Consider the following 14,530-nt stretch of genomic DNA (forward strand, 5'->3'; position numbering starts at 1 on the left):
GCTCCCAGCACCGTACGGACATCGCGCAGAAGGCCGCGGAGGACGCAGGGGCCTGATACCCGCCCCCCCCCGCCCCGGGGCCCCACCGGCCGGGGGCCCCCCCCCCCCCCGGCTCCTTCGCGTCTCAGAACTTGTTGCGCGGGGTGATGCCCAGCGACATGCCGGACAGGCCGCGCTGACGGCCTCCCAGCTTCTCGGCGATGGAGCGGAGCGCCCGCCCGGCGGGGGAGTCCGGGTCGGAGAGCACGACCGGCTTGCCCTCGTCGCCGCCCTCGCGGAGCCGCACGTCGATCGGGATCGAACCGAGCACCGGCACCTCGGCGCCGATCGTCTTGGTCAGGCCGTCCGCCACCCGCTGCCCGCCGCCGCTGCCGAACACGTCGACCATCTCGTCGCAGTGCGGGCACGGCATGCCCGACATGTTCTCCACGACACCGGCGATCTTCTGGTGCGTCTGCACCGCGATCGAACCGGCCCGCTCCGCGACCTCGGCCGCCGCCTGCTGCGGGGTGGTGACGACGAGGATCTCGGCGTTCGGCACGAGCTGCGCCACCGAGATCGCGATGTCACCGGTGCCCGGCGGCAGGTCGAGCAGCAGGACGTCGAGGTCGCCCCAGTAGACGTCGGCGAGGAACTGCTGGAGTGCGCGGTGCAGCATCGGGCCGCGCCAGACCACCGGGGCGTTGCCCGGGGTGAACATGCCGATGGAGATGACCTTCACGCCGTGCGCGGACGGCGGCATGATCATGTTCTCGACCTGGGTGGGCTTGCCGTCCGCACCCAGCATGCGGGGCACGCTGTGGCCGTAGATGTCCGCGTCGACGACGCCGACCTTCAGCCCGTCGGCCGCCATCGCCGCGGCGAGGTTGACCGTCACCGACGACTTGCCGACGCCGCCCTTGCCGGACGCGACCGCGTAGACGCGGGTGAGCGACCCGGGCTTGGCGAAGGGCACCTCGCGCTCGGCGGTACCGCCGCGCAGCGCGCCCGCCAGCTCCTTGCGCTGCTCGTCGCTCATCACGTCGAGGGTGACCTCGACCCGCGAGACGCCCTCGACCGCCGCGACCGCGTCGGTCACGTTCCGGGTGATGGTCTCGCGCATCGGGCAGCCGGAGACCGTGAGGTACACCGTGACAGCCACCACACCGTCAGGATCGATCTCGACCGACTTCACCATGCCGAGTTCGGTGATCGGGCGGTGGATCTCCGGGTCGTTCACTGTCGCCAGTGCTTCGCGCACCGCGTCTTCCGTAGCCATACGACGATGTTACGGCGCGCGGCGCTACGCGCGGGTAGCCCCTCAGCGGTCGCCTTCGTCACTCTCGGACGGAAGGAGCACGCGCCGGTCCTCCAAGTCCTTCACGAGGTCCTCCAGCTCCGAGCGGATCCAGTCCCGGGTGGCGACCTCGCCGAGGCCCATCCGCAGCGCCGCGATCTCCCGGGTGAGGAACTCGGTGTCGGCGATGGACCGCTCGTTCTGCGCGCGGTCCTGCTCGTGGGTGACCCGGTCCCGGTCGTCCTGGCGGTTCTGCGCGAGCAGGATCAGCGGCGCCGCGTACGAGGCCTGGAGCGAGAGCATCAGCGTCAGGAAGATGAACGGGTACTCGTCGAACCGCAGCGCGGTCGGCGCGAAGATGTTCCAGAGCACCCAGAGGACGATGATCAGCGTCATCCAGACGATGAACCGCCCGGTGCCCAGGAAGCGGGCGATCCGCTCCGAGAACCGGCCGAACGCCTCGGGGTCGTACTCCGGCAGGAGCCGGCGGCGCGGCGACTTCGGCTGGTCCAGCCGGAACCGGGGCGGGCGCACCAACCCGGACGAACCCGTGGACGCCGCCTTCGTACGCTCCTCAGCGGCCACGGGCGATCCCCTCCTCGCCGTGGAAGTCGGTCTCCCGCCAGTCCTCCGGCAGCAGGTGGTCCAGCACGTCGTCGACGGTCACCGCACCCAGCAGCGAGCCGCTCTCGTCCACCACGGGCACCGAGACCAGGTTGTACGCCGCCAGATAGCTGGTGACCACCGCCAGCGGGGTGTCCGGCGGCAGCGGTACGAGGTCGCTGTCCACGATCGAGCTGACCAGCGCGAACGGCGGGTCGCGCAGCAGCCGCTGGAAGTGCACGGTCCCGAGGTACTTGCCGGTGGGCGTCTCGTCGGGCGACCGGCAGACGTACACCTGGGCGGCGAGCGCGGGGGAGAGGTCCGACTGGCGCACCCGGGCGAGCGCGTCCGCGACGGTGGCGTCCGGGCGCAGCACGATCGGCTCGGTCGTCATCAGACCGCCCGCCGTCCGTTCCTCGTAACTCATCAGTCGGCGCACGTCGGCCGCGTCGTCCGGGCGCATCAGCGTCAGCAGCCGCTCCTTGTCCGCCTCGGGCAGCTCGGAGAGCAGGTCCGCCGCGTCGTCCGGGTCCATCGCCTCCAGCACGTCCGCCGCGCGCTCCTCCTTGAGCTTGCCGAGGATCTCCACCTGGTCGTCCTCCGGCAGCTCCTCCAGCACGTCGGCGAGCCGGTCGTCGTCGAGGGCGGCGGCCACCTCCGCCCGGCGCTTGGGCGTCAGGTGGTGCAGTGCGTTGGCGACGTCGGCGGGGCGCAGCCGTTCGAAGGTGGCGACCAGGTTCTCGGCGCCCTGCCCGTGCTCCTCCAGCGAGAAGTCGCGGACCGCCGACCAGTCGACGGTCAGCGTCTCGCCCTTGCGGCGCAGCGCACCACCGCGTCCCTTGCGGACGAAGCACTTGTCGATCTCCCAGTCACGGCGGGCCGGCAACTGGTGGATGGCCACGTCGAGGATGGTGACCTCCTCGCCGCTCTCCGCGAGCCGCACCCGCCGGTCCAGGAACTCGCCGAGCACCAGACGCTCGGTGGGACGCTGCTCGAAGCGCCGCATGTTGACCACGCCGGTGGTGATGACCTGGCCGGACTCGACGCCCGTCACCCGGGTCATGGGCAGGAAGATGCGCCGGCGGCTGACCACCTCCACCACCATGCCCAGCAGCCGGGGCGGTCTGCCGCTGACGCGCACCATCGCCACCAGGTCGCGGACCCGGCCGACCTGGTCGCCGTTGGGATCGAAGACCGGGACTCCGGAGAGGTGCGAGACGTAGACCCTGGGTGCGCCCGATGCCATCGCGCACCCCTTCCGTGCCGGTTGCCGCGTGCCGTGCCCGACGTGGTCGTGTCACGGAACGTCAGGGGCGTCGGATGACGCCGGTATGCCGGATTCAGGCTAGCCGGTACCGCTGCGTCCCGCTCCGTGCCGGCCCCGGAGCACCCCCGGACGGCTCCCTTCCGGGTGGACGCCGAACCCCGGGTACGCTGCCGCTTGCCATCCCACACGTATGACGAGAGGCAAGCACGCGTGACCTCCTACGCCCCCGCCGTACGGGCCCGCCGCACCGCGCTCGCCGTGGCACTCGGGGCGGGACTCGCCCTGGGCCTCACCGGTTGCGTGGGCGACGACCCCGACAAGGGTACGAACGGAATCGGCAAGCTCTCCGCCGCCGAGATCGACACCCGGGCCAGAGCCGCCGCCGACGCCGCCACGGCCGTCCATCTGGCGGGCACCCTCATCAGCAAGGACGGCAGCTACACCCTCGACATGCGGCTCAACGCCGACGGCGGGACCGGCTCCGTCACCTCGCGGGAGAACACCTTCGCCGTCCTGCGGGTCGGCGACGACCTCTACCTCAAGGCGGACGCCGCCTTCTGGAGCGCCGAGCAGGACGGCAAGGGCGGAACGGGCAAGGGCGAGGACGGCGACGAAGAGGCCGCCGAGAAGCTGGACGGCAAGTACGTCAAGGTGCCCGAGGACGACCCCACGTACAAGCGGCTGCGCGGCTTCACCGAGAAGGGCACCCTGCTCGACGGGCTCCTCTCCCTGCACGGCACCGTCAACAAGGGCGACCGGGACAAGGTCGCCGGCGTCCCCACCATCCAGATCCTGGGCGGCAAGGGCGAGGGTGGCGCGTTCGACGTGTCGCTCAAGGGCACCCCGTACCCCGTCCGGGTGGCGCGCGGCGGCGGTGGCGGCACGGTCACCCTCGCCGACTGGGGCCGCTCCTTCGCCCTGGCGGCCCCGCCCAGGGACGACACCGTCGACTACAGCGGCCAGCTGCCGAAGAGTTCGGGCTGAGCGTTCGCGCCTTCGGAGCCGGACCGGAGCTCCGGTCGGCCCGTCCGCGCCGTGTGTGCCGGAACGCCTCCTGTCGCGGCGTGCGACAGGAGGCGCGAGGATGCTGTGGGGCCCACTGCGGCCCGAACCCGCCCGCATCCGAAGGGGCTCCGCATGCCGACGCAGAACGCGATCGACTGGCCGGAGAAGTACCTGCCCGGCACCACCGACAACTTCGTCTCCAACGAGGTGATCGTCCGAGGCCTGAGCGCCGCCCAGGTGTGGCGCCTTCTCACGGACACCTCGACCTGGGAGTCGTACTACGACAACGTCGCGGACATCTCCTTTCCCCGGGGCGGCGGTCCCGGGCTGAGGAAGGACCTCGCCTTCAGCTTCGGCACATTCGGCTTCCCGCCCCTGGACGCCCTCGTCGTCGAGTTCCGGGACCCCGCGCCGGACGAACCCGGACGCCTGTCGTGGACCGCCGTCCAGAACGGCACCCCGGAGGAACGGCTCGACGTGCTCCACGCCTGGCTCGTGGAGGACCTGCCGGGCGGCCGGGTCCGCATCCTGACCCAGGAGTCCCAGATCGGACGGCCTGCGGCGGCGCTCGCCGGGGAGCGGCCGAACCCGATGCTCAACGGGCACCAGGCTTGGCTGGACGGCCTTGTCGGCGCCGCGTCAGGGCGTACGAGCCGCTGAACCGCGCTTTTCGGCGTCGTCCGTCGTCGGCCCGGCCGGGGGCCGTACTCAGCCGGCGCGGCGGCGCTTCTTCAGCAGCAGCCGGGGGAGCCCGGCCGGTGCCGGTTCGCGGGTGATCGCCGGGGTGGCGAGCGGGCGGGCGGCGAGCGAGGTGTCCGGCAGATCGGTGGTGTGGGCCACGGGCGTCAGCCGGACCACCCGGCAGTCGCTCGCCCAGCGCTCGGCGAGCCGCTCCGCGTCCGGCGCGTTCAGCCGCTTCCCCTTCAGCTCCGCGACCGCGGCCTCCCACTCCTCGGAGTGCGGGGCGAGCTCGTCCACCTCGGCGGTCCACGCGACGATCCGGCCGCCCTTGTCCTTGCTGCGCACCGTCACCTCGGCCCGCGCGCCGTCCGCCAGCCCGTCCGGGAGCGGCTGCTCACCGGGGCCGCCGACGAGCAGCGCCGCGCCCTCGTGCCAGACGTGCCAGAGCGCCCGGGCGGCGCCGGAGGCGCGCACCCAGATGAGGCCGGACTTCTTGGTGGCCTCCTCGACGAGGGCCTGCCCGAGCAACGAGTCAGCAGTCATGGCGAAGAGCCTAACGGCCCGCCGCCCGGGCCCGCGTGGGCCGGTGGGAGTGCCGCCGGGCCGGCTACAGCCAGCCGTTGCGCTTCAGCGTCCGGTGGATGGAGAAACAGACCACCGCGATGACGCCCAGCACCATCGGATAGCCGTACGTCCACTCCAACTCCGGCATGTGCTCGAAGTTCATGCCGTAGACACCGCAGATCATCGTGGGTACGGCGACGATGGCGGCCCAGGACGTGATCTTGCGCATGTCCTCGTTCTGGGTGACGGTCGCCTGCGCCAGATTGGCCTGCAGGATCGAGTTCAGCAGCTCGTCGAAGCCGAGGACCTCCTCCTGCACCCGGGAGAGGTGGTCGGCCACGTCACGGAAGTACTTCTGGATGTCCGGGTCGATCAGCCGCATCGGCCGCTCGCTGAGGAGCTGCATCGGCCGCTGGAGCGGCGAGACGGCCCGCTTGAACTCCAGCACCTCACGCTTGAGTTGGTAGATCCGCCCGGCGTCGGTGCCGCGCGCGCTGCCCTTCGCCGGGGTGGAGAAGACGTCGATCTCCACCTCGTCGATGTCGTCCTGCATCGCACCGGCCACCGCGATGTACCCGTCCACCACGTGGTCGGCGATGGAGTGCAGCACGGCCGACGGGCCCTTGGCGAGCAGCTCCGGATCGTCCTGGAGGCGGTGGCGCAGCGCGCGCAGCGAGCCCTGGCCGCCGTGCCGGACGGTGATCACGAAGTCCCGGCCGGTGAAGCACATCACCTCGCCGGTCTCGACGACCTCGCTGGTCGCGGTGAGCTCGGTGTGCTCGACGTAGTGGATGGTCTTGAAGACGGTGAAGAGCGTGTCGTCGTACCGCTCCAGCTTGGGCCGCTGGTGGGCGTGGACCGCGTCCTCCACCGCCAGCGGGTGCAGTCCGAACTCCCGCGCGATGACCGCGAATTCGGCCTCGGTGGGTTCGTGCAGCCCGATCCAGGCGAAGCCGCCGCCCTCGCGCACCCGCAGCATCGCCTCGTGCGGGGTCTGGCAGGTGGACGCCTCCATGCGGCGGCCGTCGCGGTAGACCGCGCAGTCCACCACGGCGCTGGAGGCGGACGGGTCGCGGGTGGTGTCGTAACCGGTGTACGGAGCGGGGGTCTTACGGAAGGCGGGCCGCAGGGAAGGGCGCACGGCGGCGCGCAGGTCACGGATCATGGACATGGCAGGCTCCTACACGAAAGGGCCGTGCGGTCCCCGCGCAGGCGGAACAGCCCGGAATGGAGACGTGGAAACCACGTCCGCAAAGCGGGCGGCACCGCGGAACGGTGGCGACGGCGTTCGCTACAGACAGGCAAAAACGGGATGCTCTTCCGCCGTGCGACAAGCCACGAGCCCTGACCGAGAGGGCTTAAGGATTCACCGGGAAACGGTGGGGACGGAAGGGCGCTCGGTACTGCACGGTCGACTTGGATCCATGGCAGTCCCCACCTCCTCCGGTCGGTCCCCCGTGGGGGACGACGTGCTGTCGGGACGGAGAGGGCGCCGCATCGCGCGCTGTCCCGACCGGCGGCCAGGCTATCAGCCGGCCAAGGGTCAATCCCTTACTTTGCCCGTTCGATACGCGTTCTATGCTCGCGACATGGAAGAAATTCTCGCGCTCGTCGAAGCCCGGCTACGCAACGCCCTGGGGGAGCCGGACGCCCGCGCCGCGGTCACCTTCCTCGGCACGGACCGCATCGAAGTGCTGCGCTTCCTCGACGGCGACGTGGTCCGGTACGCCACCCTCGGCATGTCCGCCCAGCCCATGGCCGACCCCACCTCGCCGCTCGCCGACCCGGTCAAGGGCCCCCGCGCCGAGCTGGTGCTCTCCGTGCGCGCCGGGCTGGCCGACACCGACCAGGTGCTGCGCCCGCTCGCCGTACTCGCGGCGTCCCCGCAGGTCGAAGGCGTGATCGTGGCCCCCGGCGCCTCCCTCGACCTGGGCGACCCGCTCTGGCCGTCGGCCCCGTTCTCCTCGGTCCTCGTGGCCGAGCCCGGCGGGCTGGTGGAGGACCTGGAGCTCGACGAGCCGATGGACCCGGTGCGCTTCCTGCCGCTGCTCCCGATGACCACGAACGAGGCCGCCTGGAAGCGGGTCCGGGGCGCCCAGGAGCTCCAGGAGCGCTGGCTCTCGCACGGCACGGACCTGCGGGACCCGCTGCGGAACTCCGTGACCCTGGACTGAGGCCACCCGTACGCGGTCACCCGTCCGTGTTCACCCGTCCGTGGCGTGCGAAAGGGGCCCCGCCGGTCCCGGACGCGGTCCGGATCGGCGGGGCCCCTCTTCGTACACGTCCCCGGAACTCAGTCGGCGAAGGCCGAGACGCCGTCCGCGGTGGCGTGCGCGGGCTGGACCTCCGCCGCCTCGTGGGTGAGCGCGGAGCGCCGTACCCACACGATCAGCGCGCCGGCCACGGCCGCGACGGCGGCGACCACGAACGGGATGCGCGCGTCGCTCCACTCCTCGATCTTCGGGGCGAGGTAGGGGGCGGCGGCAGCGGCGAACCAGCGGACGAAGTTGTAGCCGGCGCTCGCGACCGGGCGGGGTGCGTCCGAGACGCCGAGGGCGAGCTCGGTGTAGACGGTGTTGTTCATGCCGATGAAGGCACCCGAGACGATCGTGCAGACGATCGCGGTGGTGTGGTCGCCGTAGCCGAGAATCAGCAGGTCGGCCGCGAAGAGGACGAGCGAGGCGCCGAGCACCTTCAGCGAGCCGAAGCGGGCCTGGAGGCGCGGGGCGACGAAGACCGAGAAGACGGCGAGCAGCAGGCCCCAGGCGAAGAAGACCGCACCGGACCTGTACGGGGTCATGTCCAGCACGAACGGGGTGAAGGCCAGGATGGTGAAGAACGCGTAGTTGTAGAAGAACGCGGAACCCGCCACCGAGGCCAGTCCGCCGTGGCCGAGCGCCTTGACCGGGTCGAGCAGCGAGGTCTTGCGGGCGGGCTTCGGCTGCTCCCGCAGGAACGCGACGATGCTGACGAAGCCGATCGCCATCAGGGCGGCGGTACCGAAGAAGGGGTAGCGCCAGCTGGCGTTGCCGAGCAGCGCGCCGACCAGGGGCCCGCACGCCATGCCGAGGCCGAGCGCGGCCTCGTAGAGCAGGATCGCCGCCGCGCTGCCACCGGCGGCGGCGCCGACGATCACGGCGAGCGCGGTGGAGACGAAGAGCGCGTTGCCGAGGCCCCAGCCGGCCCGGAAGCCGACCAGCTCGCCCACCGACGAGGACGTTCCGGCGAGCGCGGCGAACACGACGACCAGCGCCAGTCCGGCCAGCAGGGTCTTCTTCCCGCCGATGCGGCTGGAGACGAAGCCGGTGACCAGCATCGCGAAGGCGGTGATCAGGAAGTACGAGGTGAACAGCAGCGACACCTGACTCGGTGTCGCGTCCAGTCCCTTGGCGATGGACGGCAGGATCGGGTCCACCAAGCCGATCCCCATGAACGCCACGACCGAGGCGCCGGCGGTCGCCCAGACCGCCTTGGGCTGGCGAAGGATGCTGGTGGCCCCTTCGTCGAACGGGTCCTTTCCCTGCATGGTGTCCCACTCTCCTCGTGGAAGCCGGTCCTGACGGGGGCGCACGGCCGGGCCGGATGCCTGTGCGATACACAGAATAAGTTAGGTTGGCTAATAAATGCAAACTACACCTATATTTGCCGGTGGGAGCCACGCTGCGGACGGGTGACCGTCCTTGACGTGGCGACCCGGGAGGGGGACCGTGGGACGCTATGAGGGGCGAACCCAGTTGCCCGAAGTGCGGTGGCCGGGTCAGGGCGCCCGGTCTCTTCGCCGACTCCTGGCAGTGCCCCGCGCACGGCCCGGTCCATCCGATGCAACCGGTGGTCCCGCCCAGCGTCGAGGCCCTCTCCGTGGTGGTCCACCGCGCGCAGGTACCGGTGTGGATGCCGTGGCCGCTGCCGGTGGGCTGGCTGTTCACGGGCGTCGCGCACGCAGGCGACGACCGCAGCGGCGGCCGGGCCACCGCGCTGGCCTGCACGGGCCCCGGCCCGCTCGGCGGGATGGGCGAGATGCTGCTGGTCGCCGAGGAACTCGGCGTCGGCCTCGGCGCCCGCTACGCCGGTATCGAAGGCCCCGACCCCGGCCCCCGGATGCGCGTCGAGGGTCCCCCCGTGGCCAAGGTGCTCGCCGCCGGCCGCCCGACCCCGCTCTGGCAGGTGCACGGCGTCCCGGAGGACCGGGCGGTCTTCGCGGGCGAGGCGCGCGGGCTCTGGCTCTGGGCGATCGTCTGGCCCCAGCAGTCGGCGCTCCTCATGTACGACGAACTGGTCCTCACCGACCTCCGCGACGCGGGCGCCGAAGTGGACCTGGTGCCCTGCGGCGCCCTCACCCCGCGCCTGCTCGGCATCCCCGAGGCGCCGCCCCGGCAGGGCCCCGCCCCGCGCTGAGCGCCCCAGGTGCGCGGACGGTCGGGCACGCACGTCCGGGCGAGGTCCGCGCGGTGGCCGTCGGTGGTTATCCTGGAGCGTCCCCACCGTCCGCCGCGAGCACAGGAGTCACCGTCGTGCGTATCGACCTGCACACGCACTCCACCGCGTCCGACGGTACGGACACCCCGGCCGAGCTGGTCCGGAACGCGGCGGCGGCCGGACTCGACGTCGTCGCCCTCACCGACCACGACACCGTGCGCGGCCACGCCGAGGCGCTGGCGGCCCTCCCCGAAGGCCTCACCCTCGTCACCGGCGCCGAACTCTCCTGCCGCCTCGACGGGGTGAGCCTGCACATGCTGGCGTACCTCTTCGACCCCGAGGAGCCCGAGTTCGCCCGCGAGCGCGAGCTGGTCCGGGACGACCGGGTGCCGCGCGCCCAGGCCATGGTGGCCAAGCTCCAGGCCCTCGGCGTGCCGGTGACCTGGGACCACGTGGCCCGGATCGCCGGTGACGGCTCGGTGGGCCGCCCGCACGTCGCCGCCGCCCTCGTCGAACTGGGCGTCGTCCCCACCGTCTCCGACGCGTTCACCCCCGAGTGGCTCGCCGACGGCGGCCGGGCGCACGCCGGCAAGCACGAACTCGACCCCTTCGACGCCGTCCGCCTCGTCAAGGCCGCGGGCGGGGTCACCGTCTTCGCCCACCCGGCGGCCGTCAAGCGCGGCTCCGTCGTCCCCGAATCGGCCATCGCCGAGCTCGCCGCCGCCGGACTCGACGGCATCGAGGTCGACCACATGGACCACGACGAGGCCACCCGCGCCCGGCTGCGCGGCCTCGCCGCCGAGCTGGGACTGCTCACCACCGGCTCCAGCGACTACCACGGCAGCCGCAAGAGCGTCGCGCTCGGCGAGTACACCACCGACCCCGAGATCTACGGCGAGATCACCCGGCGTTCCGCGGGAGCCTTCCCGGTGCCGGGTGCCGGCGGAGCCCTCCGCAGCTGAGGGCCGCACCACCCCTTTTCCCGGCGGCCGGATCTCCGGCCGCCCGCCGGTGCCGCGCGCCCCTCGCACCCTCCCGCCGCCGTCCGTACCCCGGCCCCTCCCGCAGCCCCGCTCCGGTGAGCCGGGGGTGCTCGCGCGCGGTCCCACCCCGACCTGCTTCTTCTCTTCTCCCGCAAGGCTCACCGTGTTCGACGTCGCTGTTTTCGGTTCCCTCTTCCTCACCCTCTTCGTGATCATGGACCCGCCGGGGATCACACCGATCTTCCTGGCCCTCACCGCCGGCCGACCCGCGAAGACCCAGCGCAGGATGGCGCTCCAGGCGGTCGCGGTCGCCTTCGGAGTGATCGCCGTGTTCGGCGTCCTCGGCCAGCAGATCCTGGACTACCTGCACGTCTCCGTACCCGCGCTGATGATCTCCGGTGGTCTGCTCCTGCTGCTCATCGCGCTGGACCTGCTCACCGGCAAGACGGACGAACCGACGCAGACGAAGGACGTCAACGTCGCGCTCGTGCCGCTGGGCATGCCGCTGCTGGCCGGACCCGGCGCGATCGTCTCGGTGATCCTGGCCGTGCAGCACGCGCACAGCGTGAGCAGCCAGATCTCGGTCTGGGCGGCGATCGTCGTCATGCACGTGGTGCTCTGGCTGACCATGCGCTACTCGCTGCTGATCATCCGGGTCATCAAGGACGGCGGCGTGGTGCTGGTGACCCGGCTCGCCGGAATGATGCTCTCCGCCATCGCGGTGCAGCAGATCATCAACGGCGTCACCCAGGTCATCCAGAACAGCTGAGCCGACCCGGGCCGCCGGGTTCGCCGGCCCCGGACGCACTGCGCCCCCGTACGGAGATCCGTACGGGGGCGACTCGTCATCTCATCAAGGCGTACTGCCGGAAGGTGTTACGAGGCCGAGCTTTCTGCCGGCCGAATGTAGATGCGCTGGCCCATTGCCGCGGCCTGCTGCACGATCCGGTTGACGGAGGCGGCGTCTACGACGGTGCTGTCCACGGCGGTACCGTCGACATCGTCGAGTCGCATGATCTCGAAGCGCACAGGGCTTCCCTTCGTCTGATCCTCCTGCTGGAGAACTACTGGTCGGACGGGGATTCCCGTCCGCAAGGATGAAGGAAGCGCGGCCTCACGGTCCCGCTCCCTTACGAGGGGTACAACGGCGCACCCCCCGGAAAACATTCCCTACGCTAAGGAAATTTTTTGGATGTCTAAGTACCCGCAGGTAATCACGCCACCACGGACGTCGAGTCGTCCATGACCGATGCCGACTTCCCCACCACCCCGGACGACATCCGCGACCGCCTGGACCTGACGAACCAGCTCCTCCACCGCGTGCTCGCCGAGGTCTCGAAGACCCCCTCCACCCACGCGATCTTCGTCGACGCGGGTTATGTCTACGCCGCCGCCGGGCTCCTCGTCACCGGCACCGAGGACCGCCGCTCCTTCGACCTCGACTCCGGCGGGCTCATCGAGGCGTTCATCGAGCAGGCCCGCACGATCTTCGCGGACAGCCGGCTCCTGCGCGTCTACTGGTACGACGGCGCCCGGCGCCGCATCCACACCACCGAGCAGCAGTCCATCGCCGAACTGCCCGACGTCAAGGTGCGCCTGGGCAACCTCAACGCCAACAACCAGCAGAAGGGCGTCGACTCCCTCATCCGCACCGACCTCGAATCGCTCGCCCGGCACCGCGCCATCAGCGACGCCGCACTCGTCGGCGGCGACGAGGACCTCGTCTCGGCCGTGGAAGCCGCACAGGGGTACGGCGCCCGGGTGCACCTCTGGGGCATCGAGGCAGGCGAGGGCCGCAACCAGGCCGAGCCGCTGCTCTGGGAGGTGGACAGCCAGCGCACCTTCGACCTGGACTTCTGCCGCCCGTACGTCACCCGCCGACCGGTCACCACGTACGAGGACGAAGGGCCTGCGCCCTCCCGCGAGGACGTCCGCTTCGTCGGGGCACAGGTAGCCGCCGCCTGGCTCGCGGCCAAGGGCCGGGAGTCCCTGGTCGACCTGATGCCGGGCCACCCGTACCTGCCGGGCTCCGTCGACCAGGACCTCCTGGTCGAGGCGGAACGCCTGCTCCAGCACTCCCTGCGCGGGCACGCCCCGCTGCGCCGGGCGCTGCGCGACGGCTTCTGGCAGCACCTCCAGGCGCAGTTCTAGGGTTCGGGTGGGCCCCGGTGGGGCCACGGGGGGCTCCGGACGGGGCTCAGAGGCCGGACCAGAACGCCACCAGCGCCGCAGCCGTCTCCTTCGGGCGGCCGGTGTTGGGGGAGTGCTCGGCGCCCGCGATCGTGGTGCGGCGAGCGCCGAGGCGACGGGCCATCTCGGTGAGCAGACCGACCGGCCACACGTCGTCTCGCTCCCCGGAGAGGACGTGGACGGGCAGGCCGGTGGCGGCCAGTTCGTCCACCCGGTCCGGCTCCACGGACAACTGGCGGCCGGTGGCGAGCAACTGCGCCGGATCGTTGCACAGCCACCGGCGGCGCAGATCCTCACCGCCGCCGGTGTCCGCGTCCTGCGGCGGGTCCAACGCCCGCATCGCCTCCCACACCTGATCCATGGTCAGCGCGGACAGCGCTTCGCCGAGCAGCTTCACCTTGTCCCGCTGCCCCGCGGAGACTTCGGCCGGGCCGGACGACATCAGCGTCAACGAGCGGAAGGGCGTGGGGTCCTGGAGTACGGCCGCGCGGGCGACCTGGCCGCCCAGCGAATGGCCGAGCAGATGCGGCAACGTGCCGTCGGCGCAGTCGAGCGCCTTCGCCTGCGCATGCACGTCCATGGCCAACTCGACCTGGGCGTAGTCATCTTGACGACCCGTCCCCCGACTTTCGTACTGCCCCCGGCCGTCCACCGCGACGGCGCGGAAACCGGCGGCGGTGAGCGGTTCGAGGAGGGCGACGAAGTCCTCCTTGCTCCCGGTGTAGCCCGGGAGCATCAGGACCGTGCCACGCGCGTCCGTACGCGGTGCGGCGTCCAGGACGGCGAAGTCGCCGCGCGGGGTGCGCAGCGTGCGGGCGCGGGCACAGGGGGGCGGGGTGAAGGTCGGCGGCCGGCTCATGGGACGAGGTTAGGCGCTGCCCCGTCCCGTCCTGCGGACGGCCCACGCGAACGCCGGACGGCCGGAAACGCCGGACGGCCCCGTCCCCCCGGTGTTCGGGGGAGCAGGGCCGTCCGGTACGCGGTCGCTGCCGCGGGAGAATCAGCTCTCGGCCGACGCGGCCTCGGCGGTCGCCGGGCGCGTACGGCGGCGACGGGTCCGGGCCGGAGCCTCGGCCGCCTCGCTCGCCACGGCCTCCGCCTCGGCGACCACGGAGGTCTCCGGCTTGACGGCGGCACGGCGACGGCGCTTCGGCTTCTCCTCCACGGCGTCGGCCTCGGCCACCGGAGCGGCCTCGGCCTTCACGGCGGTCTTCGGCGCGGCGGCCTTGCGCGTACGGGGCTTCGTCTCGGGCTTGGCCTCGGCCTTCGTCTCCGTGGCCGGCTTCGCGGCCGTACGGGGACGGCGGCGCGTCCGGCTCTCGGACTCGGGCTCCGAGGGCGGAGCGATCTGGAAGTCGACCTCGTCCGCGGCGGGCTTCACGACCCGGGGACGGCGGCGCGGCTTCGTCTCGGCCTTGGCCTCGGCGGCGGGCTCGGTGAAGCCCACGGCGACGGCCACCGTCTGGATACGTCAGCCTCCGGCCGGGCGCCGGGGTGGCGCCGGAGGAACTGGGCGCGTACTGCAAGGAACGGCTCGCCGCGTAC

General features: G+C 71.9%; 16 protein-coding genes. 7 read left to right on the forward strand and 9 right to left on the reverse strand.

Features of this window, described 5'->3' with window-relative positions; genetic code table 11:
- Positions 1–124: 124 nt before the first annotated feature.
- The 3 genes from ACWD3D_RS21980 to ACWD3D_RS21990 are packed head-to-tail and all read right to left on the reverse strand — an operon-like array spanning position 125 to position 3,125.
- Positions 125–1,258 (reverse strand): Mrp/NBP35 family ATP-binding protein, encoded by a 1,134-nt coding sequence (locus ACWD3D_RS21980; RefSeq protein WP_266708782.1) that lies wholly within the window; start codon positions 1,256–1,258, stop codon positions 125–127.
- A gap of 42 nt (positions 1,259–1,300) precedes the next feature.
- On the reverse strand, positions 1,301–1,861 hold the full coding sequence (locus ACWD3D_RS21985) for a DUF1003 domain-containing protein (RefSeq protein WP_451462531.1): 561 nt from the start codon (positions 1,859–1,861) through the stop codon (positions 1,301–1,303).
- Positions 1,851–3,125, reverse strand: coding sequence for a magnesium transporter MgtE N-terminal domain-containing protein (locus tag ACWD3D_RS21990; protein WP_451462532.1), 1,275 nt, complete (start codon positions 3,123–3,125; stop codon positions 1,851–1,853). Before ACWD3D_RS21990 ends, ACWD3D_RS21985 begins: the two co-directional genes overlap by 11 nt.
- 231 nt (positions 3,126–3,356) lie before the next feature.
- Here ACWD3D_RS21990 and ACWD3D_RS21995 point away from each other — a divergent pair, with 231 nt between their 5' ends.
- Together ACWD3D_RS21995 and ACWD3D_RS22000 are read left to right on the forward strand one after the other, a co-directional pair.
- A complete protein-coding gene (locus ACWD3D_RS21995) occupies positions 3,357–4,130 on the forward strand; it encodes a hypothetical protein (protein WP_451462533.1) in 774 nt (257 codons plus the stop codon).
- A gap of 153 nt (positions 4,131–4,283) precedes the next feature.
- A complete protein-coding gene (locus ACWD3D_RS22000) occupies positions 4,284–4,811 on the forward strand; it encodes an SRPBCC family protein (protein ID WP_451462534.1) in 528 nt (175 codons plus the stop codon).
- A 48-nt stretch (positions 4,812–4,859) separates the two neighbouring features.
- Here the strand turns inward: ACWD3D_RS22000 and ACWD3D_RS22005 are convergent, their stop codons facing one another.
- Positions 4,860–5,375, reverse strand: a complete 516-nt coding sequence (locus tag ACWD3D_RS22005; protein WP_451462535.1) for a hypothetical protein — start codon at positions 5,373–5,375, stop codon at positions 4,860–4,862.
- Positions 5,376–5,439: 64 nt separating this feature from the next.
- Positions 5,440–6,567 (reverse strand): magnesium and cobalt transport protein CorA, encoded by a 1,128-nt coding sequence (locus ACWD3D_RS22010; protein WP_451462536.1) that lies wholly within the window; start codon positions 6,565–6,567, stop codon positions 5,440–5,442.
- 418 nt (positions 6,568–6,985) lie between these two features.
- On the opposite strand from ACWD3D_RS22010, the gene ACWD3D_RS22015 reads away from it, so the two are divergent.
- The gene (locus tag ACWD3D_RS22015) at positions 6,986–7,570 is read left to right on the forward strand and encodes a suppressor of fused domain protein (RefSeq protein WP_451462537.1); all 585 of its coding nucleotides are present in this window, start codon (positions 6,986–6,988) and stop codon (positions 7,568–7,570) included.
- A gap of 119 nt (positions 7,571–7,689) precedes the next feature.
- On the opposite strand, the gene ACWD3D_RS22020 is transcribed toward ACWD3D_RS22015, so the two are convergent.
- Positions 7,690–8,922 (reverse strand): MFS transporter, encoded by a 1,233-nt coding sequence (locus tag ACWD3D_RS22020; RefSeq protein WP_451462538.1) that lies wholly within the window; start codon positions 8,920–8,922, stop codon positions 7,690–7,692.
- 191 nt (positions 8,923–9,113) lie between these two features.
- Between ACWD3D_RS22020 and ACWD3D_RS22025 the strand changes: the two genes are divergently transcribed.
- The 3 genes from ACWD3D_RS22025 to ACWD3D_RS22035 all read left to right on the forward strand — a co-directional run bounded on the left by ACWD3D_RS22025 (position 9,114) and on the right by ACWD3D_RS22035 (position 11,564).
- Positions 9,114–9,791, forward strand: a complete 678-nt coding sequence (locus ACWD3D_RS22025) for a DUF6758 family protein (RefSeq protein WP_451462539.1) — start codon at positions 9,114–9,116, stop codon at positions 9,789–9,791.
- A 116-nt stretch (positions 9,792–9,907) separates the two neighbouring features.
- Entirely contained in the window at positions 9,908–10,774 is an 867-nt protein-coding gene (locus ACWD3D_RS22030; RefSeq protein WP_451462540.1) for a PHP domain-containing protein, read from the forward strand.
- 184 nt (positions 10,775–10,958) lie between these two features.
- Positions 10,959–11,564, forward strand: a complete 606-nt coding sequence (locus tag ACWD3D_RS22035; RefSeq protein ID WP_451462541.1) for a MarC family protein — start codon at positions 10,959–10,961, stop codon at positions 11,562–11,564.
- Positions 11,565–11,671: 107 nt separating this feature from the next.
- Here ACWD3D_RS22035 and ACWD3D_RS22040 read toward each other — a convergent pair whose 3' ends face one another.
- Complete coding sequence (locus ACWD3D_RS22040) at positions 11,672–11,824, reverse strand: hypothetical protein (RefSeq protein WP_015611185.1); 153 nt, start codon at positions 11,822–11,824, stop codon at positions 11,672–11,674.
- A gap of 213 nt (positions 11,825–12,037) precedes the next feature.
- Between ACWD3D_RS22040 and ACWD3D_RS22045 the strand changes: the two genes are divergently transcribed.
- Positions 12,038–12,946, forward strand: coding sequence for an NYN domain-containing protein (locus ACWD3D_RS22045; RefSeq protein ID WP_451462542.1), 909 nt, complete (start codon positions 12,038–12,040; stop codon positions 12,944–12,946).
- Between the two features lie 46 nt (positions 12,947–12,992).
- Here the strand turns inward: ACWD3D_RS22045 and ACWD3D_RS22050 are convergent, their stop codons facing one another.
- On the reverse strand, positions 12,993–13,844 hold the full coding sequence (locus tag ACWD3D_RS22050) for an alpha/beta fold hydrolase (protein WP_451462543.1): 852 nt from the start codon (positions 13,842–13,844) through the stop codon (positions 12,993–12,995).
- Between the two features lie 141 nt (positions 13,845–13,985).
- Complete coding sequence (locus tag ACWD3D_RS22055) at positions 13,986–14,444, reverse strand: hypothetical protein (RefSeq protein WP_451462544.1); 459 nt, start codon at positions 14,442–14,444, stop codon at positions 13,986–13,988.
- Between the last annotated feature and the right edge of the window lie 86 nt (positions 14,445–14,530).

The sequence above is a fragment of the Streptomyces sp. NPDC002690 genome (genome assembly GCF_053592415.1).

Excerpts from the sequence above, each read along its gene's own strand:
- ACWD3D_RS22020 (WP_451462538.1), bottom strand. The coding sequence starts at position 8,922 with ATGCAGGGAAAGGACCCGTTCGACGAAGGGGCCACCAGCATCCTTCGC.
- ACWD3D_RS22005 (WP_451462535.1), bottom strand. The coding sequence starts at position 5,375 with ATGACTGCTGACTCGTTGCTCGGGCAGGCCCTCGTCGAGGAGGCCACC.
- ACWD3D_RS21980 (WP_266708782.1), bottom strand. The coding sequence starts at position 1,258 with ATGGCTACGGAAGACGCGGTGCGCGAAGCACTGGCGACAGTGAACGAC.
- ACWD3D_RS22010 (WP_451462536.1), bottom strand. The coding sequence starts at position 6,567 with ATGTCCATGATCCGTGACCTGCGCGCCGCCGTGCGCCCTTCCCTGCGG.
- ACWD3D_RS22050 (WP_451462543.1), bottom strand. The coding sequence starts at position 13,844 with ATGAGCCGGCCGCCGACCTTCACCCCGCCCCCCTGTGCCCGCGCCCGC.
- ACWD3D_RS22045 (WP_451462542.1), top strand. The coding sequence starts at position 12,038 with ATGACCGATGCCGACTTCCCCACCACCCCGGACGACATCCGCGACCGC.
- ACWD3D_RS22000 (WP_451462534.1), top strand. The coding sequence starts at position 4,284 with ATGCCGACGCAGAACGCGATCGACTGGCCGGAGAAGTACCTGCCCGGC.
- ACWD3D_RS21990 (WP_451462532.1), bottom strand. The coding sequence starts at position 3,125 with ATGGCATCGGGCGCACCCAGGGTCTACGTCTCGCACCTCTCCGGAGTC.
- ACWD3D_RS22015 (WP_451462537.1), top strand. The coding sequence starts at position 6,986 with ATGGAAGAAATTCTCGCGCTCGTCGAAGCCCGGCTACGCAACGCCCTG.
- ACWD3D_RS22025 (WP_451462539.1), top strand. The coding sequence starts at position 9,114 with ATGAGGGGCGAACCCAGTTGCCCGAAGTGCGGTGGCCGGGTCAGGGCG.